The sequence below is a fragment of the Blautia sp. SF-50 genome (assembly GCF_900101315.1).
Classification (GTDB): Bacteria; Bacillota; Clostridia; order Lachnospirales; family Lachnospiraceae; genus Blautia_A; species Blautia_A fusiformis.
Window position 1 is genome coordinate 53657 of the sequence record NZ_FMUW01000017.1, and the last position, 22644, is coordinate 76300.

At 44.2% G+C, this 22644-nt stretch carries 14 protein-coding genes and 2 pseudogenes; all 16 read left to right on the forward strand.

Annotated features, from left to right (window positions below):
• Positions 1–237 precede the first annotated feature (237 nt).
• The 16 genes and pseudogenes from BLP57_RS11505 (at position 238) to BLP57_RS11590 (ending at position 22643) form a co-directional block, all read left to right on the forward strand.
• Entirely contained in the window at positions 238–4488 is a 4251-nt protein-coding gene (locus BLP57_RS11505; RefSeq protein WP_092071882.1) for a SpaA isopeptide-forming pilin-related protein, read from the forward strand.
• Positions 4489–4650: 162 nt separating this feature from the next.
• Positions 4651–4947 carry a hypothetical protein gene (locus tag BLP57_RS11510; RefSeq protein ID WP_092071888.1) on the forward strand — a complete coding sequence of 99 codons (297 nt, stop codon included), beginning with the start codon at positions 4651–4653 and terminating at the stop codon, positions 4945–4947.
• Between the two features lie 12 nt (positions 4948–4959).
• Complete coding sequence (locus tag BLP57_RS11515) at positions 4960–5235, forward strand: hypothetical protein (protein WP_092071891.1); 276 nt, start codon at positions 4960–4962, stop codon at positions 5233–5235.
• A 25-nt stretch (positions 5236–5260) separates the two neighbouring features.
• On the forward strand, positions 5261–11716 hold the full coding sequence (locus BLP57_RS18600; protein ID WP_330389441.1) for an N-6 DNA methylase: 6456 nt from the start codon (positions 5261–5263) through the stop codon (positions 11714–11716).
• Positions 11697–12071: a TnpV protein gene (locus tag BLP57_RS11525; protein ID WP_001129922.1), complete on the forward strand. Its 375-nt coding sequence runs from the start codon at positions 11697–11699 to the stop codon at positions 12069–12071. The genes BLP57_RS18600 and BLP57_RS11525 overlap by 20 nt, the downstream gene beginning before the upstream one ends.
• A 366-nt stretch (positions 12072–12437) precedes the next feature.
• Complete coding sequence (gene tet(O) / locus BLP57_RS11530; RefSeq protein WP_000691758.1) at positions 12438–14357, forward strand: tetracycline resistance ribosomal protection protein Tet(O); 1920 nt, start codon at positions 12438–12440, stop codon at positions 14355–14357.
• A gap of 54 nt (positions 14358–14411) precedes the next feature.
• Complete coding sequence (locus BLP57_RS11535) at positions 14412–14582, forward strand: cysteine-rich KTR domain-containing protein (RefSeq protein WP_004614788.1); 171 nt, start codon at positions 14412–14414, stop codon at positions 14580–14582.
• A gap of 490 nt (positions 14583–15072) precedes the next feature.
• A complete protein-coding gene (locus BLP57_RS11550; RefSeq protein WP_105116765.1) occupies positions 15073–15582 on the forward strand; it encodes a sigma-70 family RNA polymerase sigma factor in 510 nt (169 codons plus the stop codon).
• A gap of 94 nt (positions 15583–15676) precedes the next feature.
• Positions 15677–16102, forward strand: coding sequence for a sigma-70 family RNA polymerase sigma factor (locus BLP57_RS11555; RefSeq protein ID WP_000323895.1), 426 nt, complete (start codon positions 15677–15679; stop codon positions 16100–16102).
• Positions 16103–16185: 83 nt separating this feature from the next.
• Positions 16186–16660: pseudogene (locus BLP57_RS17665) on the forward strand (RNA polymerase sigma factor).
• Positions 16661–16814: 154 nt separating this feature from the next.
• A pseudogene (locus BLP57_RS11565) lies at positions 16815–17847 on the forward strand (AAA family ATPase).
• Between the two features lie 517 nt (positions 17848–18364).
• On the forward strand, positions 18365–19330 hold the full coding sequence (mobV, locus tag BLP57_RS11570) for a MobV family relaxase (RefSeq protein ID WP_001820668.1): 966 nt from the start codon (positions 18365–18367) through the stop codon (positions 19328–19330).
• 8 nt (positions 19331–19338) lie between these two features.
• Entirely contained in the window at positions 19339–20193 is an 855-nt protein-coding gene (locus BLP57_RS11575) for a ParB/RepB/Spo0J family partition protein (RefSeq protein WP_000743700.1), read from the forward strand.
• Positions 20194–20238: 45 nt separating this feature from the next.
• A complete protein-coding gene (locus tag BLP57_RS11580; protein WP_001206986.1) occupies positions 20239–20469 on the forward strand; it encodes a YdbC family protein in 231 nt (76 codons plus the stop codon).
• A gap of 71 nt (positions 20470–20540) precedes the next feature.
• Positions 20541–20732, forward strand: a complete 192-nt coding sequence (locus BLP57_RS11585; protein WP_001820669.1) for a hypothetical protein — start codon at positions 20541–20543, stop codon at positions 20730–20732.
• A 54-nt stretch (positions 20733–20786) separates the two neighbouring features.
• Complete coding sequence (locus BLP57_RS11590) at positions 20787–22643, forward strand: recombinase family protein (RefSeq protein WP_001820670.1); 1857 nt, start codon at positions 20787–20789, stop codon at positions 22641–22643.
• The last annotated feature ends 1 nt before the right edge of the window (position 22644 follow it).

Below are 22644 nucleotides of genomic sequence, written 5' to 3' on the forward strand. Positions count from 1 at the left end.
ACTTTTACCTACCGAAAATGATATATACTATCTCACTTGAATATAACTATCTCAAAGTATATGTCTATCTCTAAGGGGCAATCGCACAATAGGAACGGACTGGAGGTGTATGGTAAAATGAAAAATTAACGAAAAAACCGCATTTGTTTTTCGGCAGGTTATTCTGCTGTAAAAAATCAGTTAAGGCACATCGTAGAGATACGGTGTGTTTTTCAGTTTTAAGGAGGAAATTTAGCAATGATTAAGTCAAAATTCAAAAGAGTCACTTCGCTTGTGATGGCGGCACTTATGTGTGTGACAACTTTTGCAGGCATTGGCTCGACCACGGCATTTGCTGCTTCGGGCGAGAAAACCAATGTCTATATGGTTGATTTTCCCCGTGATGGCGACGCTAATTACGACGGTGTATGGGGACACAATAATCTGTCATTTGTAAATGGTTGGCACAGTGGAAAAGCACCTCGCACGAATTTGAAGGTACTTGGTTCGTATAGCGGAAATATTGCGTATTGTATTGAGCCGGGAGTTCCTTTGAAAGATGGACAGTCGATGACAAAGTATGATGAGAATTACTTCAATAACATCACATCAAACGGTGTTATCTCCGGCGATGAAATCCGTATGTTTATCGGACGTATTATGCAGTATGGTTATCGTGGAGGAGTTTCTTTGAGTTGGAAATCTCAGAATGCGGACGCTGCAAACAGCATTGCACACGCATACGCAACGCAGCTTCTTATCTGGGAAACAGTCATCGGAGAACGTGACGCAAACTTCAACCACAAATCTACAAGCGGATACAGCAATGTAAAAGATGTGGTAAGTACAAGTCACCCACTCCGCAGTAAGATTTTCAGCTATTATGACAGTATGGTACAGAGTGTTCAGAATCATAGCTTAGTACCAAGTTTCTGTAATAAATCTTCAGGTTCGGCAAAGACAATAGAGCTTGAATGGAACGGAAGCAAATACACAACTACTCTGACAGATTCCAACAATGTGCTTTCAAAGTATGATTTTAAGGCAAGCATTAGTGGAGTGAGTTTTTCGGTAGATGGCAACAAACTTACGGTTTCTATGGACACTGCACCGAGTAAGGAATTTACCATTACCGCAACCAAGAAAAATGCAGTCCGCAGAGGTGTGGTTGTATGGTCAGAGGGTAAACACAACCAAAATTCCAGTGTGCAAGATGTTGTCAGCTATGCTCAGGAAGTAAGCGACAGTATCAACGGCTATGTGAAGATGAAAGTCAGCTATGGTTCTTGTCAGATTGTAAAGACCAGTGAGGACGGCAAGGTTGACGGTATTAACTTTACGATTACCGGAAACGGTATCAATCAGACAGTTACAACAGCCAATGGCGGTAAGTTCCAGATTGATAACCTTATGCCGGGTATCTATACCGTAACCGAGCAGGCATACGATAAGTACGAGCCGCAGGAAACACATAGAGTTACCGTTGTGGCAGGACAGGTTGCAAAGGTCACTTTCAATAACAAATTGAAGCGTGGCGACCTTCAGGTGGTTAAGTCCTCAGAAGATAATCTTGTAGAAGGTGTGAAGTTCCATCTTTTCGGTACTTCTCTTTCCGGTGCTGCCGTTGACCAGTATGCAGTTACAGACAAAAACGGTGTGGCAACTTTCAAAGATGTGCTTATCAGTGGTTCTGAACCATATACCCTTGAAGAAGTAGACACAGCTATCCGTTATGTTGTGCCGAAAAATCAGACTGCACCAGTGAAGTGGAAGGAAGTAACCACAAGAAACTTCAATAATATTTTGAAGAAATTTACTGTAACAGTAACAAAGAGTGACGCTGAAAAGGGCGAAGCACAGGGCAATGCTAAACTTTCAGGAGCAGTTTACGGTATCTATAAGGGAGAAACGCTTGTTGATAAGTATGTTACTGATGAAAACGGTCAGTTCACTACCAAAGAATATGTTTGTGATACTGACTGGACAATCCGAGAAATTACACCGAGTGAAGGCTATCTCCTTGATAAGACCATTCACAAGGTTGGTGCAGACCCGAAACTTTATGAGGTGGAACACAACCTTACTTCCAATGATGTAACCGAGCAGGTAATCAAAGGTAATGTGGCTATCATTAAACATACCGATGACGGAGAAACAAAAATCGAAACTCCTGAAAAGGGTGCTTCCTTTGAGATTTATCTGAAATCTGCCGGAAGCTATGACGCAGCCGATAAAGACGAGAGAGATACTATCGTTTGCGATGAAAATGGCTTCGGTCAGACAAAAGATATGCCGTATGGTATTTATACCGTACACCAGACTTCCGGTTGGGAAGGTAGAGAGATGATGGACGATTTTGATGTGTTCATTTCACAGAATGCACAGACCTACCGTTACCTCATCAATAACCGTAACTTTGAAAGCTTTGTCAATGTAGTCAAGGTGGACGCAGAAAGCGGAAAGAGTATTCCGTATGCAGGAGCAGGATTTAAGATTTACGACCCGCAGGGCAATCAGGTCAAAATGACCTTTACTTATCCGACACCGACCACGATTGATGTGTTCTATACTGACGCAAATGGTTCTCTTGTAACACCTGAGAAATTGGATTACGGCAAGGGATATTCTATCGTAGAGGTACAAGCTCCATACGGATATGTACTTGATGATACTCCGGTATATTTTGATATTACGGAAGAAAATTCCACAGAGGAAGGTGGCGTAACTGTTGTGAAGGTCAATAAGCCGAATATGGCACAGAAAGGTACTATCACGGTTGAAAAGACAGGAGAAGTATTTAGCGGTGTCAATGTAAGCGGTTCTGAGGACAGTGATGTTATCTATCAGCCTGTTTATGAAGTGGCAGGACTTGAGGGTGCAGTTTATGAAGTCCGTGCTGCGGAAGATATTAGCACACCGGACGGTACACTCCGCTATTCAAAGGGCGAAGTGGTAGATACTATCACAACAAGTTCTGATGGATTTGTGAAAAGCAAAGAACTTTATCTCGGAAAATACGAGGTCAAGGAAATTACCGCACCTTACGGAATGGTAGTCAGTGGCGAAACACATACGGTGGAACTTACTTATGCAGGTCAGAATATCTCTGTTACCGAAACTTCCACATCGTTCTATAACGAAAGACAGAAAGTTCAGGTAAGCCTTGCAAAAGCCATTGAAAAGGATAAGACATTTGGTATTGGCGACAACGGAGAAATCAAAAATATCAGCTTTGGTCTTTATGCCGCAGAAGATATTGTATCTGCAAGCGGTACAGTTATTCCGGCTGATGGACTGATTGAGATTGTCAGCGTAAATGAAAATGGAACTGCTGTTATGAAGTCAGACCTTCCGTTTGGCAAATACTATGTCAAAGAGATTGCAACCGATGAGCATTATGTTCTCTCTGATATGAAGTATCCGATTGTATTTGAATATGCAGGTCAGGATACCGCAACGGTTGAAATCAAAGTGAATGACGGAAAAGAAATCAAGAATGAACTTATCTATGGTTCTGTATCAGGTAAGAAGGTTGATGAGAACGGAGAAGCACTTGAGGGTGCTGTTATCGGTATCTTCAAAGCTGAAGAAACAGAATTTACAAAGGATACTGCACTTATGACAACTACCTCTGCAAAAGACGGTAGTTTTTCTTTTGCAAAAGTTCCTTATGGCAAATGGATTGTAAGAGAAATCGAGCAGCCAAAGGGATTTGTTCTTGATGAAAAAGCGTATGAAGTCAATATCAGCGAAGCCGAGCAGGTAGTTGAAATCGAGATTGTCAATGAGTATGTTCGCGGTAATATCAGACTCACGAAGGTGGACGCTGAATATCCGGATAACAAACTTACGGGTGCAACCTTTGAGGTGTATAAGGACACCAATGAGAACGGAAAGATTGATGATGGCGATGAACTTATCGGAAATCTTGAAGAAACCGAAACCGGAATTTATGAGATGAAAGAGTTGCTTTACGGAAAATATATTGTCCGTGAAACAAAAGCACCGGAGGGCTTCCTGCTTGATAAGGGAGAATACTCGGTTTTCATTGAGAAAGACGAAACAACTTATTCTGTTGAGAATAAGGCAGGTGTTGGATTTATCAATGAAGCTATGCGTGGAACACTGAAAATCGTCAAGACATCTTCGGACGGTAAGGTTAAAGGGTTTGCATTCAGAGTAACCGGAGCAAACGGCTATGATATGACATTTGAAACAGATAAGAACGGCGAAATCGTGATTGAGGGACTTCGTATTGGCGAATATACCGTATCAGAAGTGGCAAACAATGCGTCTGCCGCATATATCACACCTGCCGACCAGAATGTTACTATCAAACTTGATGAAACAGCCGTTGTAAAAATGCACAATGAGTTGAGGGATACTCCGAAAACAGGAGATGATACCAATATGAAACTTTGGTATGTCCTTGCCGGACTTTCTGCTGTCGGTATCGCCGTAACTTCTGTTGTTGCACACAAAAAGAAGAAAAAGGAGGGTAACGAGTAATGGAAGCAAAGACAATTATCGCTATCGCATTAGTCGTCGTTATCGTCGGCGGCTTTATCTTTCTTCAGGTTAAAAACCGTAAGAAGTAAAAAATAACCGAATATTAACCAGTCGGGGGCAGAGCGTAAAAAACTCTGTCCCTTTATTTTTTGGAGGAACACTATGAAACAACAGAAAACGGTGGAGAGCCGAGTGCTTGAAATCTTAAAGGAATGCCCGATGTCGAGGTATGATGATATGCTTCTCATTCTGCATTATTACAACCGATACGGATATATTCCTGCGGGAAAACTTCCGCTTGAGGATATTGTCTTTAATTACAGGGCATACGGACTTCCTTGTTTTGAAACCATACGCAGGGCAAGACAGAGGGTACAGTCCCTTTTCCCTGAGTATTCACGCAATCCGCAGAAAGAAGAACAGAGTGGCGGTATTTCTATTGTAATCAACATTGGCTAAGGAGGTATTTTCGTGAAAGACAAAGCAACTTTTCAGAATAAGGTCAAGGTACTGAATAAACTCTTTGACTCCGGTTGTGATACGGAGAAAAAGTTGCAGCAGCTTGATATGGAATCAATCCTGAAAATTCCGAATATCACGATTCCCGATATGGGTGTGATTATGGAGCTTCAGAAGAATACAAAGTCCGGTAAACTCTTTTCGTATTTGGGCGGAGGTTCTGATGAAGCAGTAAAAAATAAAGGTAACAATGAGAAGAAAGAGCCTGCTATGCAGGAGCAGAGATAAGAAACGATAAGGAGGTGCAAGGGTAATGGCACGAAAATATGACCTTATTTCTGAGCTTTACAACCGCACCTGCAAAACGGTTGTATCGAATCCTCAGAACTGGCAGGCATTCTTGGCTTCGGCTTGCCGAAATTATAAGTTACGCTATGACGAACAGCTTCTTGTATATGCACAGCGACCTGACGCAACAGCGGTTCTTGAGATAGAACAGTGGAACAGAATTTTTGGCAGATGGGTCAACCGAGGTGCAAGAGGTATTGCTGTTTTTGCTGATGAGAACCGTACAAGGCAAAGACTGACGCATTACTTTGATATTTCAGATACCCACGAAAGCAGATATTCAAGAACAGTTCCAATTTGGAATATGCGTCAGGAATACGAAGCAGATGTGATTGAAACATTGGAAAGCACTTTCGGAGAGATTGAGAATAAGAGCAGTCTTGCCGAAGCAATTATGGGAGCAGCAAGAAATGCGGCAGAGGATAATATCCCTGATTATCTGCAAGACCTTTACTATGCAACCGAGGGCAGTTTCCTTGAGGAAGTGGACAATGATATTGTGGCTTCCATTTATAAAAATGTCGTAGCAAACAGTGTGGCATATATGATGATGTCAAGGCTTGGTGTTGATACGGACGGCTATTTTGAACTTGACGATTTCAGAGATGTTACCAATTTCAATACACAGGAAACACTCAATGCACTTGGCTTTGCCACCAGTGATATTGCAGAGATGGGATTGACGGAAGTATCTAAAACAATTACCGCACTTAACCGTCAAAATCGCATAATTGTCGGTCAGGACAGAAATGAATACAATAAGGTTGAAAATAACGACGAAAGGAGTTTGGACAATGAACGAACTGACCTACTCAATGGTGGGCGATTACAGCCTTCCGAACCTGAAACTTCCACAGCAGCCGGAAGTGACTTTGGGCAGATACGCTCAGATGAGGAGAAAGTTTCTGAAGGAACATCACAGAGTCCTTTACTACAATCTCCTGACGAGGGGCGAACTGACACAGCACTTGGCGGAAGTGGAACAGAGAGCCAGCAAGATGGAAGAAACAATCCTGAGCCAGATGGCACAGAAAGAGGGAGTGACCGAACAGATGAAAGCAGAGGATATGATGAAATGGGTTCGTCTGATGAACGCTCTTCGCAGCTCGGCACAGGAAATCGTGAAAGCGGAAGTGATATTCGTTTAGAGTATTACGATAGAACTCACGAGGACAAAAGCCTTCCGTTCTTTGGGCGTGATGAGGTAATCAATGAAATTCTCAGAACAACACCGCATTTGTCGGCAAGTCTGGAAGAAATCAAAGATTATTATGAACGCAATCTTGATAACAAAGACCGCACAGAGTATATAAAGAGCATTTTCAATAATGATTATACAGAGCTTACCTTAGAGGACGGCAGGACAGTAGGATATAAGACCTTTGAAAATGTTCTGCATTTGTGGGAGGGCAAATATGACAGCAGAACCGCACAGAGCTTTTATGATTGGGCTGTTATTGCCCGACACTTTGAAGCTATGCGATTACTGGGAGAATTAAGCGACAGCATAAAACCATTACCGTCGATGGACGGTCAGATGACATTCATATTAGACGGTCAGGCAGAGGAAAAGAAACCCTCTGCCTTTACTTTTTCTCAGGAGATTATCGACGCTGTTCTTACGAATGGAAGCGGATTTTCTGAGGGTAAAATGCGTATCTATGAACAGTTTGAAAAAAGCCTTTCTGCAAAAGAGAATGCAGACTTTTTGAAAAATGAGTACGGTTGGGGAGGCTCTTATCCCGTCATAATCGGAGCGGGAATTGATGAGAGCCACGACGGAAAAGGTATTACGATTACGAAAGGTATCGGTAAAGAAAATCCACATATTACACTTTCGTGGTCGCAGGTGGAGAAGCGTATCGGGGAACTTATCAGAATGGACAGATACTTAAATCCAAAGGAAAAAGAACACTATCCTCGATGGCTTGAAAGCCAAGAGGAACGCAGAGCCAAAATTGCGGAAACGAAAAGAAATCGTGAGATACTCTCTAATGCACCGCCGGAACAAGAGGTTGAACCAACCGAAAAAGAACCTGAAGAAGCAGAACAGCCGCAAGATGTGCAGTATGAATATCATCTTGGCGATAAGGTGTATATCGGTGCTTCTGAGTATGAAATCTTATCTGTTGATGATGAGAGAGTAATGCTCTATGACTATGATATGCCACTGTTCAATAAGGAATTTTCACGCACAGAGTTTGACAGAAAAGTGCGAGAGAACCCGATGAATGAGCATTTGATTGTGAAGGAAGAACCTGCCGAAGAAAGAAATGAAGCGGAAGAAGTTCAGACCAATATGGGCAGTATGCCGATTGAGGATTATCGAGAGATAGTAGCTTCACAGTCAGGATTTGACAGCTATGATGAGATGCATCGTCAGGGGTATCGCATAGGAAACGGTTATGATAAAGAGCCTGAGCCGGTAGTTCCGGCTTGGGAGCAGAAGAAAAAGGTCAAAGGCTTTGACCTGCACCCTGATGTGCCTATGGCAGACCGTCATACCTTTAATCTCAGAGAAAATGAGGTTGAAACGGTAGGTAAAAAGGAACGCTTCCGCAGAAATATTATGGCGATACAGCTTCTTAAAAAATGTCAGGAAGAAAACAGATTTGCCACTCCTGAAGAACAGATTATCTTATCAAAGTATGTCGGTTGGGGTGGACTTTCAGAAGCCTTTGATGAAAATAATTCAGCGTGGGCAACTGAATATCTGGAACTTTCTTCGGTATTAACACCGGAGGAATATGCTTCGGCAAGAGAAAGCACATTGACTGCGTTCTACACGCCGCCCGAAGTAATAACAGCCATTTATAAGGCAATGGAGCAGATGGGCTTTAAGGAAGGCAACTTGTTAGAGCCGTCCTGCGGTATCGGTAATTTCATCGGTATGCTGCCGGACGCAATGCAGGACAGTAAGATTTACGGTGTGGAACTTGATACGATTTCCGCAGGGATTGCACAGCAGCTTTACCAGAAAACAACCATTGCGGCACAAGGATTTGAAGAAACCAATCTGCCGGACAGCTTCTTTGATGGAGTGGTTGGTAATGTGCCTTTTGGAGATTTTAAGGTATCGGATAAAAGGTATGACAAGCATAAGTTCCTGATACACGATTACTTTTTTGCAAAGTCCCTTGATAAGTTAAGACCCGGCGGTGTGATGGCTCTTGTAACGAGCAAAGGCACAATGGATAAGGAAACTTTAGCAGTACGAAAGTATATTGCACAGAGAGCAGAGCTTCTTGGAGCAATTCGATTGCCGAATAATACCTTTAAGGGTAATGCAGGAACGGAAGTCGTTTCGGATATTCTTATCCTACAAAAGCGTGACAGACTGATAGATATTGAGCCGGATTGGGTTTATCTTGATACCGATGAGAACGGAATTAAGATGAACTCTTATTTTGTGCAGCACCCCGAAATGATACTTGGAGAAATGAAAATGGTATCGGGGCGTTTCGGTATGGAAGCAACTTGTGTACCGTATGAAAATGCAGACCTTGCAGCACAGCTTGATGATGCAGTAGCAAATATTCACGGAGAAATCACAGAATATGAAGTCGAGGAAGAACTGGAGGAGGAAGATAATTCTATTCCGGCAGACCCGACAGTGAGAAACTTTTCCTATACGGTGGTGGACAATAAAATCTACTATCGTGAAAATTCCCGTATGACTCCGGTGGAAGTGTCGGCAACCGCAGAGAACCGAATTAAGGGTATGATTGCTATTAGAAATTCCGTCAGAACGCTGATTGAATTGCAGACAGAAGATTACCCTGACAGCGAAATCAAAGCGGAGCAGGAGCGATTAAACAGACTTTATGATACCTTTTCAGGTAAGTACGGACTCATTAACAGCCGTGCAAATACTTCTGCTTTCTCGCAGGACAGTTCATTCTCTTTGCTTTCCGCATTGGAGATAATCGGAGAGGACGGAGAACTGGAGCGTAAGGCTGATATGTTTTCTAAGAGGACAATTAAGCCGCATACTCCGGTTACTTTTGTTGATACGGCAAGCGAAGCGTTGGCGGTATCTCTTGGAGAAAAAGCCACGATTGATATGGACTATATGATGGAGCTTTCCGGTAAATCGGAGAATGAAATCTTTGAGGACTTAAAGGGTGTTATCTTTTTAAATCCGCTTTATGAGTATGGAAATTCTTACGAACCGAAGTATCTGATGGCTGATGAATACCTTTCGGGTAATGTCAGGGAGAAGCTGAGAATTGCAAAGAACTCGGCAGAACTCTATCCGGAAGATTATAAGGTCAATGTAGAAGCACTTCAAAAGGTGCAGCCGAAAGACCTGACTGCAAGTGAAATTTCCGTACGACTTGGTGCAACTTGGCTGCCACCGGACGATGTGCAGGAGTTTATCTTTCATTTGCTTGAAACACCACGCTATGCACAGTGGAATATCAAAGTTCACTTCTCTCCATTTACGAGTGAGTGGAATATTGAGGGCAAATCTTACGACAAAGGAAATGTAAGGGCATATAACACTTACGGAACTTCCCGCATCAATGCCTATAAGATTATCGAGGAAACGCTGAACTTAAAAGATGTGCGTATCTTTGATTATATCGAAGATGATGAGGGAAAGAAAAAAGCTGTCCTGAATAAAAAGGAAACAGCAATTGCTCAGTCGAAGCAGGAAATGATTAAGCAGGAATTTCAGGACTGGATATGGTCTGACCCTGAACGCAGGGAAAGGCTTTGCAAATCCTACAATGAGAAATTCAACAGTGTCAGACCTCGTGAGTATGATGGAAGTCATATCATCTTCAATGGTATGAATCCTGAAATTGAACTCAGGGAACATCAGAAAAATGCGGTTGCTCATATCCTTTACGGAGGAAATACACTTCTTGCACACGCAGTCGGAGCAGGAAAAACTTTTGAAATGGTAGCGGCAGCACAGGAGTCGAAAAGGCTTGGGCTTTGTAACAAGTCACTGTTTGTTGTACCAAATCACTTGACCGAACAATGGGCGGCTGAGTATTTGCAGCTCTATCCGGCGGCGAATATTCTTGTCGCAACAAAGAAAGATTTTGAAACCAAGAACCGTAAAAAGTTCTGCGGCAGGATTGCAACTGGAGATTATGACGCAGTTATCATCGGACATTCACAGTTTGAAAAAATCCCGATGTCCATTGAAAGACAGAGAGCAATCTTAGAACAGCAGCTTGAGGAGATAACCGGAGGAATTGCGGAACTCAAGCGAAACCGAGGGGAAAACTTCTCCATAAAGCAGCTTGAAAAGTCAAAGAAATCTATCAGGCAGAAACTTGATAAACTCAATGACCAGACGAAAAAAGATGATGTTGTAACCTTTGAGGAACTTGGTGTAGACAGGCTTTTTGTTGATGAAAGCCATTATTACAAGAACCTTTATCTTTATACAAAAATGCGTAATGTGGGCGGTATCGCACAGACGGAAGCACAGAAATCTTCCGACCTCTTTATGAAGTGCCGTTACCTTGACGAGATTACCGGAGGGCGAGGAACCGTGTTCGCAACGGGTACACCTATCTCAAACAGTATGGTGGAACTCTATACGATACAGCGATATTTGCAGTACAGCACGCTTGTGAAAAATGGGTTGCAGCACTTTGATGCCTGGGCTTCCACTTTCGGAGAAACCATTACGGCAGTGGAACTTACACCTGAAGGAACTGGATACAGAGCAAAGACAAGGTTCGCAAAATTCTATAACCTGCCTGAACTTATGGCAATGTTCAAAGAGGTTGCGGATATTAAGACAGCAGATATGTTGAACCTGCCAGTACCGGAAGCAAAGTACCATAACATTGCAGTAAAGCCGTCAGAAATGCAGAAAGAAATGGTTGCTTCCCTTGCGGAAAGAGCCGAGCAGGTGCGTGGTGGTGGCGTGGATTCAAGCGTAGATAATATGCTGAAAATCACAAATGACGGAAGAAAACTGGCTCTTGACCAGCGTATGCTCAACGATATGCTGCCTGATTTTGAGGGCAGTAAAATCAATGCCTGCGTCGATAACATCTATCGGATATGGAAAGAAAATACCGACAAGAAATCGGCACAGCTTGTGTTCTGCGACTTGTCTACTCCGAAGAATGACGGAACATTTTCCGTCTATAACGACATCAGGAAGAAGCTGATTGAGAGAGGTATTCCGGAAAGTGAAGTGAAGTTCATACACGAAGCCGACACGGATATGAAGAAAAAGGAACTGTTCCAAAAGACCCGTAAGGGAGAGGTCAGAGTGCTTCTTGGTTCTACTCAGAAGATGGGAGCAGGAACGAATGTGCAGGATAAACTTATTGCACTTCACGACGTAGATTGTCCGTGGCGACCTTCAGATGTAGGACGGATTTTGCGGACATTCAAAATAAAAAAGAATGTGGAGGTAACAGACAATGGCAAAATCATTATTTGAGGAACTGGGCGGCAAATACGAAAGGCAAGGGGATTATTTGATACCGTGCTTAACTGTACCCGCCGAAGAAGAACAGGCAATAGGCATCTGGGGGCAACGGCATTTAGATTATCTAAAACAGTACCGTAAAGTTACATACACCAATCTTCTTACAAGCGGCAGGCTAAACGCCTACCTTGCCGACATCAACAGACAGGCACAGGAACGCTTTGAAAGGCTCATAGAGGGTATGAAACAGGCACAGGGCATAACGGAACAGCTAAAGGCAGAAAACGCCTTAGAATGGACAGGATGCCTCAATAACATAAGGGCTTGTGCGAGGGAGATTGTGGAAAAGGAAATTATTTTTGCATAAACAGATGATTAGTGGCAGGGGGAAATCCTGCCGCTTTTTCTGCTTTAGTTTGTCAGCTTGACAAATAAAGGGTTAAGGAATATAATTAGATTCAGTATTATACAAGGAGTTAATAAATATGCGGCAAGGTATTCTTAAATAAACTGTCAATTTGATAGTGGGAACAAAAAGTAGCAGTCCCGTTTCACTTTTAATATGGGGCTTAGTTTTTTGTACCCAGTTTAAGAATACTTTTATCATGTAATTTTATATGCCCGAAAACATATAAGTGTTTTGGGGCTATTGGAGTTATTTACCCAGTGATAGGAGTATTTATCACTGGGTATTTTTATGCCCTTTTTTGGGTGTTGATAGGAGGAAAATCACATGAAAATAATTAACTTAGGCATTCTGGCTCACGTTGACGCAGGAAAGACAACATTAACGGAAAGTTTATTGTATACCAGTGGTGCAATTGCAGAACTAGGGAGCGTAGATGAAGGCACAACAAGGACAGATACAATGAATTTGGAGCGTCAAAGGGGAATCACTATCCAGACAGCAGTGACATCTTTTCAGTGGGAGGATGTAAAAGTCAACATTATAGATACGCCAGGCCATATGGATTTTTTGGCGGAAGTATACCGTTCTTTATCCGTATTAGACGGAGCAGTATTATTAGTTTCTGCAAAGGATGGCATACAGGCACAGACCCGTATACTGTTTCATGCACTACAGATAATGAAGATTCCGACAATTTTTTTCATCAATAAAATTGACCAAGAGGGGATTGATTTGCCAATGGTATATCGGGAAATGAAAGCAAAGCTTTCTTCGGAAATTATAGTGAAGCAAAAGGTTGGGCAGCATCCCCATATAAATGTAACGGACAATGACGATATGGAACAGTGGGATGCGGTAATTATGGGAAACGATGAACTATTAGAGAAATATATGTCAGGGAAACCGTTTAAAATGTCAGAACTGGAACAGGAAGAAAACAGGAGATTCCAAAACGGAACGTTATTTCCCGTTTATCACGGAAGCGCTAAAAACAATCTGGGGATTCGGCAGCTTATAGAAGTAATTGCCAGTAAATTTTATTCATCAACGCCTGAAGGTCAATCTGAACTATGCGGGCAGGTTTTTAAGATTGAATATTCAGAGAAAAGGCGGCGTTTTGTTTATGTGCGTATATATAGCGGAACATTGCATTTGAGGGATGTTATTAGAATATCTGAAAAAGAGAAAATAAAAATCACAGAGATGTGTGTTCCGACAAACGGTGAATTATATTCATCCGATACAGCCTGCTCTGGTGATATTGTAATTTTACCAAATGATGTTTTGCAGCTAAACAGTATTTTGGGGAACGAAATACTGTTGCCGCAGAGAAAATTTATTGAAAATCCTCTCCCTATGCTCCAAACAACGATTGCAGTAAAGAAATCTGAACAGCGGGAAATATTGCTTGGGGCACTTACAGAAATTTCAGATGGCGACCCTCTTTTAAAATATTATGTGGATACTACAACGCATGAGATTATACTTTCTTTTTTGGGGAATGTGCAGATGGAAGTCATTTGTGCCATCCTTGAGGAAAAATATCATGTGGAGGCAGAAATAAAAGAGCCTACTGTTATATATATGGAAAGACCGCTTAGAAAAGCAGAATATACCATCCACATAGAAGTCCCGCCAAATCCTTTCTGGGCTTCTGTCGGGTTGTCCATAGAGCCGCTCCCTATTGGAAGCGGAGTGCAGTATGAAAGCAGAGTTTCACTTGGATATTTAAATCAATCGTTCCAAAATGCGGTTATGGAGGGGGTTCTTTATGGCTGCGAGCAGGGGCTGTATGGATGGAAAGTGACAGACTGTAAAATCTGTTTTGAATATGGATTGTATTATAGTCCTGTAAGTACCCCCGCAGACTTTCGGCTGCTTTCCCCTATCGTATTGGAGCAGGCTTTAAAAAAAGCAGGGACAGAACTATTAGAGCCATATCTCCACTTTGAAATTTATGCACCGCAGGAATATCTCTCACGGGCGTATCATGATGCTCCAAGGTATTGTGCAGATATTGTAAGTACTCAGATAAAGAATGACGAGGTCATTCTGAAAGGAGAAATCCCTGCTAGATGTATTCAAGAATACAGGAACGATTTAACTTATTTCACAAATGGGCAGGGAGTCTGCTTGACAGAGTTAAAAGGATACCAGCCAGCTATTGGTAAATTTATTTGCCAACCCCGCCGCCCGAATAGCCGTATAGATAAGGTTCGGCATATGTTCCACAAGTTAGCTTAACAGCTTGCAAAAGTCATATAAAATGAGATTTGAAAGGATTAGAGACTAATTATGATGAAATGCGAATGGATATTGTGTCCTGTTTGTGGGAGCAAAACCCGTAATAAAATTAGGAAGGACACTGTTTTGGAGAATTATCCCCTTTATTGTCCAAAATGCAGACAAGAAAGATTGATTAAAGTTGACAACTTGAAGATAACTGTCATCAAAGAGCCAGACGCTTAAGACGCAGAGCCGATGAAATTGTGGAACAATTCACGAATCATCGGCTCTTTTTGTTTCGTATTTGAAAGAACAAACTCACCAAATAAAAAAAACGATATTCGGGTGGGTTATTTTGTTATACCCTAAATTACCCTCTGAATTTGTTTTTAAATTTGGAGGGATTTTTTTATGTCCTTTTTTCGGGCAGTTATCTATCTGCTCATACGAAGCAAAATTTATCAATACATAGCATATCAGAGAACGGCAGGAAACCAGTTAAAAAAATTTCTGCCAGTGCAACGGTACTTCTCACCTTGAAAGTAGAAGTACAATCTCCATACAATAGAATTACTATTTCCTATAACCGTAAAGGTCACAGAGCCTTTGCGGTTTTTCTTTTGTCGATTTTTGTTGGAAAGTGCCGTAGGGCTGTTTCTGATATGCGGTGTCGTTCTCCGCCTCTCCATCTGGATTTTTTACATTTCAAAAATTCAGATGGGAGGTATTTATGGTGAAATATGCACCAAGAAAGGTATATATCAGAGAAAGTGGCGGCTATGTGGAATTATCCTACACGGAGTTCTGCCGTTGCAGGGAATCCGACCAGACCTATATGGACAAGCTGTTTATCCCCATTCAAGGCTGTCTGCTTGAAGTCGTGAGGGAGCAATACACAGACTTCTACCGTGACAAGGAACGGTGGCGTTATCTGCAAAAATTAGATACAAAGAATAGACTGCTATCTCTCGACGGATTTACGGACAGCGAGGGGAATCCTCTGGACTTTATCACTGATGAAGCGGTGGACATTGCAGAAACCGTTGTCAATGCGGTCATGGTGGACAGGCTGAAAGCCGCCCTGCCTTTGCTGTCGGATAGTGAACAGGAGCTGATACAGGCAATCTTTTTTGACGGACTTTCCGAGCGTGAAGTCGGGGCGAGGTTGGGCATAACCCAGAGCGTTGTAAACAAACGCAAAGCCAGAATCCTAATAAAACTAAGAAAGATAATAGAAAATTAAAATTTAAAGCGTTCAGCCCCCTTGTTTTTTCCTTTGGGAAGATGAGGGGGCTTTTCTCTGCCCTCTCAATCAATTCTGATTGGAGGAAGTAAGAATGGCATACAACCACGGACGGGAGGACAGGAAATGGCGTATCTGGAAAGAAGCGGAGGAAAAGCTGCTGCGTGAGTGCGGCGTTGATGAAGCGACCATTGAGCAGATACGCATGGCGGACAGGGCAGACTTCAATTCCAACAGGCGGTTTTACCGATGGACGAATGACGTTGCGGAATATCTTGAGGACATGGCAGGCAGGGAGCGGCAGGCGGAAGTGGGTACGGTTGCGGAGTTACTGGAAGAGATTGAGAGCGAAAATCTCTATCAAGTATTAGTCACGGTGGACGGGCGTACCTTGAAAATCGTCCTGCTGAAAATGCAGGGGTATTCCACAAAGGAGATTGCCCCGCTTGTGCATTTGACGACTGGTGCCATCTATGCGAGGTTAGACCATCTGCGGAAGAAGCTGCGGAAAATTTTATAGCTTCTAAAACAGCCTGCCATCCTGCGGGCTACTGGGTGAGGGATGGAAATCCCCTCACTCATTTTTTGCAGGAGGACAACAGGATGGCATACAGGGTTAAGGCATACACGCTTCGGGAGGAATCCACGGAAAGCGGCACAAGGTATTTTATCAGCTTTAAGGACGGGCAGGGCAAATCCCACGAGTTGGAAGTGTCGGAACAGTTCTTTATGGAGTTTCGGCAGATGGAGCGCAGGAACAGGAATCTTTTCTAATGGGACGAGCGGCACAGGGAGTTTAACGAGGTATGGGACGAAACCCTTTACAGACGGGCGTTGCGTGTGCCTAAGAGCCTTGATGAACGCATGGTTGAGGAAGAACGGAATGAAACGCTCTATAAGGCGGTTGGGAGCCTTCCAGAGATACAAAGGCGGCGTTTCCTGCTCTACTACGAGTATGAGTTCAATTTTTACCAAATCGCCGCTATGGAGCATTGCACCGCTTCGGCAATACAGAAATCTGTTGCGATTGCAAAGGAGAAAGTAAAGGCGGAAATTGAAGAAATATCTCCAACCGTGACCGACACCGCCCGAAAAAGAAATCTGTTTTTTATTTGTGTGGGATTGGCGGCATTACATACTCTCACTTTTTTCCGTGGGAGTAAATCTATTTTTAAGGAGGTCAACGCCTATGTGCAACGAAAACAAAGACACCGCCCGAAAGGAGGAAAGCCATGCAGAAGTTACAGACAGTCAACGCCGAAACGCTCCTTTATGAACCGCTTGAGAAACCATCCTTTGTGGTGGACAGCCTTATCCCGACAGGCTTATCGCTGTTCTGCGGCTCACAGAAGATAGGCAAAAGCTGGCTCATGCTGAAGCTATGCTTATGCGTGTCGCAGGGAATCCCTTTATGGGATATGCCGACAATGGAGGGCGATGTGCTTTACCTCTGCCTTGAGGACACGTTCTGCCGCATACAGGACAGGTTATTTCGTTTGACGGACGAAGCAAGCGGGCGGCTCCACTTTGCCGTGGCAAGCTGCAAGCTGTCAGACGGTCTTATCGTGCAGCTTGAAGATTATCTGAAAGATTACCCAGACAGCAGGCTCATTGTCATTGATACCTTGCAGAAAGTCCGTACAGCTTCAAAAGACAATGCCTATGCAAGCGACTATGGGGACATCTCCCTCATCAAAGACTTTGCCGACAGGCACTCTCTGGCGGTCATTGTCGTACACCACATCCGAAAGCAGAATGACAGCGACGTGTTCAACAAGGTGTCTGGGACGACAGGATTAACGGGGAGTGCGGACGCTACCTTTGTTCTGGAAAAGGAGAAACGTGCGTCTGACACCGCCAAGCTGTATGTGACGGGCAGGGACACGCCTTATCAGGAATACACGCTGCGTTTCCGTGATTGCCGTTGGGAGCTTGTGGAGCGGAAAACGCAGGAGCAGCTTGCGAAAGAAACGATACCAGATGTCCTTTTTCGGTTGGTGGATTTTATGAGGGATAAGGAAGAATGGATAGGCACGGCAACGGAACTGTTAGCCGCTATGGGGGAAACGGAAACCATACCCACGGTGATTACGAAATGGCTGAATGAATACCGCACCACATTTTTAAGCGAGAACCGTATCTGCTACCAGTACAGCCGCAGGAAAGACGGCAGGCGGATTGCCCTTGCAAGGAGGGCGGGTGACAGCGGTGATGGTGGTGACAGCGATATTAGGATACCCCCCTGTTACTGTCATTGACGCTTAAAGCCATGTAAAGCTGGCGGCTCTGCCCTGCGGGTGACAGCAGTGACGGTGGTGACAGTGATTTTAGGATACCCTGCCGCTGTCATCCCTACGGGAGAACACCCCGTAAACGCAAAATGCAGGCGTGAGATTTACTCGCCCTTTTCGGTCGTGTAAAACCACCCCTGCGGTCAGAAAAATCATTCCGATTTTTCCGACTGCGTTTACAGGGTGTAACACACTACACTTTGCCCTGCAAAGTCGTGTGCCAGACGTTCCCTCTGGACTCCCTTAAGGCAGGGCTGTGCCCTGCTATCCTACGCCTTACGGCTTCGGATAAAAGAATGGCGGCATGACGGTGACGGCTCTTGCGAGGGGGGTATCCCAAAAACACCGTCATCATCGACATGACCGTCATGCAGGGGGTGAGGGTGACAGTTGCGGCAGTCGGCAGGGGGTATCCCAAAACTGCTGTCACCACCGTCACCGCTGTCACCCCAAAGGACGGTCACCCGCCGAAAGAAAGGAGGAATCCGCCTATGCCTTATGCAATCCTGCGTTTCCAGAAACGAAAAGCGGGCGGCGTTGCGGCTTGTGAACGCCACAACGAGCGGAAGAAAGAAGCCTACAAAAGCAACCCAGATATAGATATGGAACGCTCTAAAAACAATTACCATCTCATAGCACCACCAAAGTACACCTACAAGAAAGAGATTAACCGCATGGTAGCCGAAGCGGGGTGCAGGACAAGGAAAGACAGCGTGATGATGGTGGAAACGCTCATCACAGCTTCACCAGAATTTATGAACCAGTTACCGCCCGAAGAACAAAAAGCGTATTTCCAGACGGCTCTTGACTTCATTTCGGAGCGTGTTGGAAAGCAGAATATCCTCTCCGCTGTCGTCCATATGGACGAGAGAACGCCCCATATGCACCTCTGCTTTGTGCCGATTACGCCAGACAATAAGCTGTCAGCGAAAGCTATCTTAGGCAACCAGAAATCATTATCCGAGTGGCAGACCGCCTACCATGAGCGGATGTCCTCACGGTGGAATCAGCTTGAACGGGGGCAGTCCTCAATGGAAACCAAGCGGAAACACGTCCCCACATGGCTCTATAAATTAGGCGGCAGGCTTGATAAACAGTATGAAGAAATCGTGTCTGCCCTATCCGACATCAACGCCTTTAACGCAGGGAAGAAAAGGGATAAAGCGTTAGATTTACTCTCTGCATGGCTGCCAGACGTGGAGAAATTCTCTAAGGAAATCGGGAAACAGCAGGCGTATATCGACAGTTTGAAAGAGAGAATTGGGCAGGAATCAGACTATGCGGGGCGTATGCGTGATGAAAAGTACGAGCAGGAACTAAAGGTGCAGAAAGCGAATCAGAAGATATTTGAATTGCAGAGAACCAACGAGCAGATGGGGCGGCTGCTGTCAAAAATACCGCCCGAAGTGTTGGAAGAATTGCAGAAAAATCATAGAAGCAGAGCGAAAGAAAGGTAGATATGTGAATGAAGAAACAGGATTTTAAGGTGTTAAAGACCAAAGACTTGTACCCGTTCCCCGACAATCCGTTTCATGTGGCAGAAGATGAAACACTGTCAGAGTTAGCGGAAAGCATCAAGGAATTTGGCATTGTCACGCCGATAATCACACGCCCGAAAGAGGACGGGGACGGTTATGAAGTGATTGCAGGACAGCGGCGTGTCCGTGCTTCTGAACTTGCAGGGATAAATACCGTGCCTGCGTTTGTCCTGCCCTTAGACCGTGACCGAGCCATCATCACCCTTGTAGACAGCAATTTGCAGCGTGAGAATATCCTGCCATCGGAGCGGGCGTTTGCTTACAAGATGAAATCCGAAGCCATGAAGCGGCAGGGTTTCCGCACAGACTTAACCTCGTCACAAGTTGTGACGAAGTTGCGGACGGACGACAAGGTGGCACAGGGCTTCGGCGTGGGCAGGATGACCGTGCAGCGTTTTATCCGCCTGACGGAACTGATACCGCCGATTTTGCAGATGGTGGACGAGGGGAAAATCGCCCTCACGCCTGCGGTGGAACTGTCCTTCTTGAAGAAAGACGAGCAGGAAAACCTCTTTGCCACGATGGAGAGCGAAGAAGCAACGCCCTCACTCTCACAGGCACAGCGGATGAAACAGTTAAGCCAGAGCGGGCGGCTTGACATGGATACGATATTTGCGATTATGACGGAGGAAAAGGGCAACCAGAAAGAAACCTTGAAAATCAACACAAGCAAGCTGAAAAAATACTTTCCGAAGAACACAACGCCGAAGCAGATGGAGGAAACCATCATCAAACTTTTGGAGCGTGAGTTGCAGAGGAAACGCAACCGTGACAGCCGCTAATCTTCTTTTTTCGGGAAGTAAATACAGAGAGTTGAGGTATGGAGAATGAGAGAAATCCAGTATGAAATCGTAAAGGAAATCGCAGTATTGTCTACGGGCGACAGTGGCTACACAAAGGAAATCAATCTCATTTCATGGAATGGGAAAGAGCCGAAGTATGACATCCGCAGCTTTTCCCCGAACCGTGAAAAGTGCGGCAAGGGAATCACGCTGAACGCTGATGAAGCGGCGGCACTCCTTAAAGCATTACAGAAAGAATTAAACAGCGAGGATTAATGGTATCTGATTGGCAGGGCGGGGACATTTCCAAACTCTTCCCTGCCCTGTCTGGAAAGGAAGATTTAAGTATGGGCGAGGATAAGAAAGCAGATAAAAAGAGAAAGCGTATCGTGCCAAAAGCACCAGTGCAGATGATAATCAGCCGTGAATATGTCGGCACACAGACCGTTACAGAAGCGTTTGTCCCGATTATCTCCGAGGATATTCGGAAGAAGATTGCCGAGGGCGACACCTTCGACAATGAGGGGCTGTCCGCTTAGAATGTACGCAATGGGACATGAAAACAGATAGGACAGATACGGAGGTTTTACAGTATGGCAGGAATCAAAGAAGAAAAGAAAATCTATTTAGTCGGCATTTATTGCCGCTTATCTAAAGACGATGGTACGGATAACGAGAGTGCGAGCATTGCGACACAGAAATCCATCCTCACGGATTATGTGAAAAAGCAGGGATGGCACATAGCAAAAACGTATGTGGACGATGGTTATTCTGGTACAAATTTCCAAAGACCAAGTTTCCAGAATATGATAAAAGACATTGAAAGCGGTCTGATAAACTGCGTGATTACGAAAGATTTATCCCGTCTGGGGAGAAACTATCTTGATTGTGGGTTATATCTGGAAGTTTTCTTCCCAGAGCATAACGTGAGGTATATAGCGGTCAATGACGGCGTAGATACCTTGAATAAATCTGCTATGGACATCACGCCTTTCCGCAACATTTTAAACGAAATGTATGCCGCTGACATATCTGTTAAGATAAAATCGGCATATCGGGCGAGGTTTCAACAGGGGAAATTCATGGGAACTACCGCCCCTTATGGCTATATCAAAGACCCTGCCGACCACAACCATCTGCTGATAGATGATAAAGTGGCACATGTTGTAAAAGAGATATTCGACCTTGCATTAAAAGGGAATGGAGTTGCCAAAATTTGCAGACATCTTAATAAACAGCATATCCTACGCCCTGCCGCTTATGCGGCGGAGCGTGGCGAAACAGGCTTTGAACGTCATTTTGAGGGGAACGAGGACAAACGCTATATTTGGAGTGGGAACAGCGTGAGGAGCATTTTAAGAAGCCCGATATATGCGGGAAATCTTGTAGGCTACAAACGGATTGCCGCCAATATGAAAAGCAAGAAACGCCCCTCTAAGCTGCCCGAAGAATGGGAAGTGATACCCAATACCCATGAGGGAATAGTCACGCAGGAGGAATTTGATATTGTCCAACAGCTTATTACAAGTCGTAGGCTTCCACAGAACAAGGGAGGATTTGTAAATATTTTTGCAGGCGTTATCAAGTGTGTGGACTGCGGATGTGCTCTGCGGGCAATGAACGTACACAGGAGGAAACGCCCAGAGATTATCGACTGTGTACAGTATTCATGTAATAATTATGCAAGAAACGGAAGAAGCGAGTGTAGTGCCCACAATATAGAAGCAAGGGATTTATTCAATGCCGTTCTTGCCGACATCAACTGTTTTGCGGATATGGCAGTGAATGATGAAAAGGCGGTCAGGGCCATAGAAAAGCGGCTCACGGAAACAGACCAGAGCAGGGCGAAAGCATTAGAGAAAGAACGTAAGAAGCTGAACAAACGCCTTGCGGAACTGGACAGGCTGTTTTCCTCTCTCTACGAGGATAAGGTCATGGAGCGTATTACCGAGCGGAATTTTGAGATGATGTCGGGGAAATACCAGAAAGAGCAGCTTGAAATTGAAGCAAGGCTGAAAGAGGTGACGGAAACTCTTAATGAAAGCTACGAGAAATCACGGGGAATCCGTGACTTCCTCGCCCTTATCCGAAATTATCAAGGCTTAAAAGAACTGGATGCAACAGTTATAAACGCACTCATAGACAAGATACTTGTTTCGGAGCGTGAGAAGATGGCAGACGGAACAGTGAAGCAGGAAATCAAGATTTACTATAAATTCATCGGCTTTGTCGATGAATTACATATCATACCTACAAAACGGTGGGCAGCAATGCCCGCTAAAAATTGTACGGTGTGCGGCGTTGAATATGTCCCGGGCTCTGGTGCATCAAGGTATTGTCCTGCTTGTGCCAAGAAGATACGGAGGGAGAAATCAAACGAGAGCAAACGCAGGAGCAGAGAACAGAAAAGGATAGCATGTATGAACTGTCCGCAAAAAATGACCGACTGAT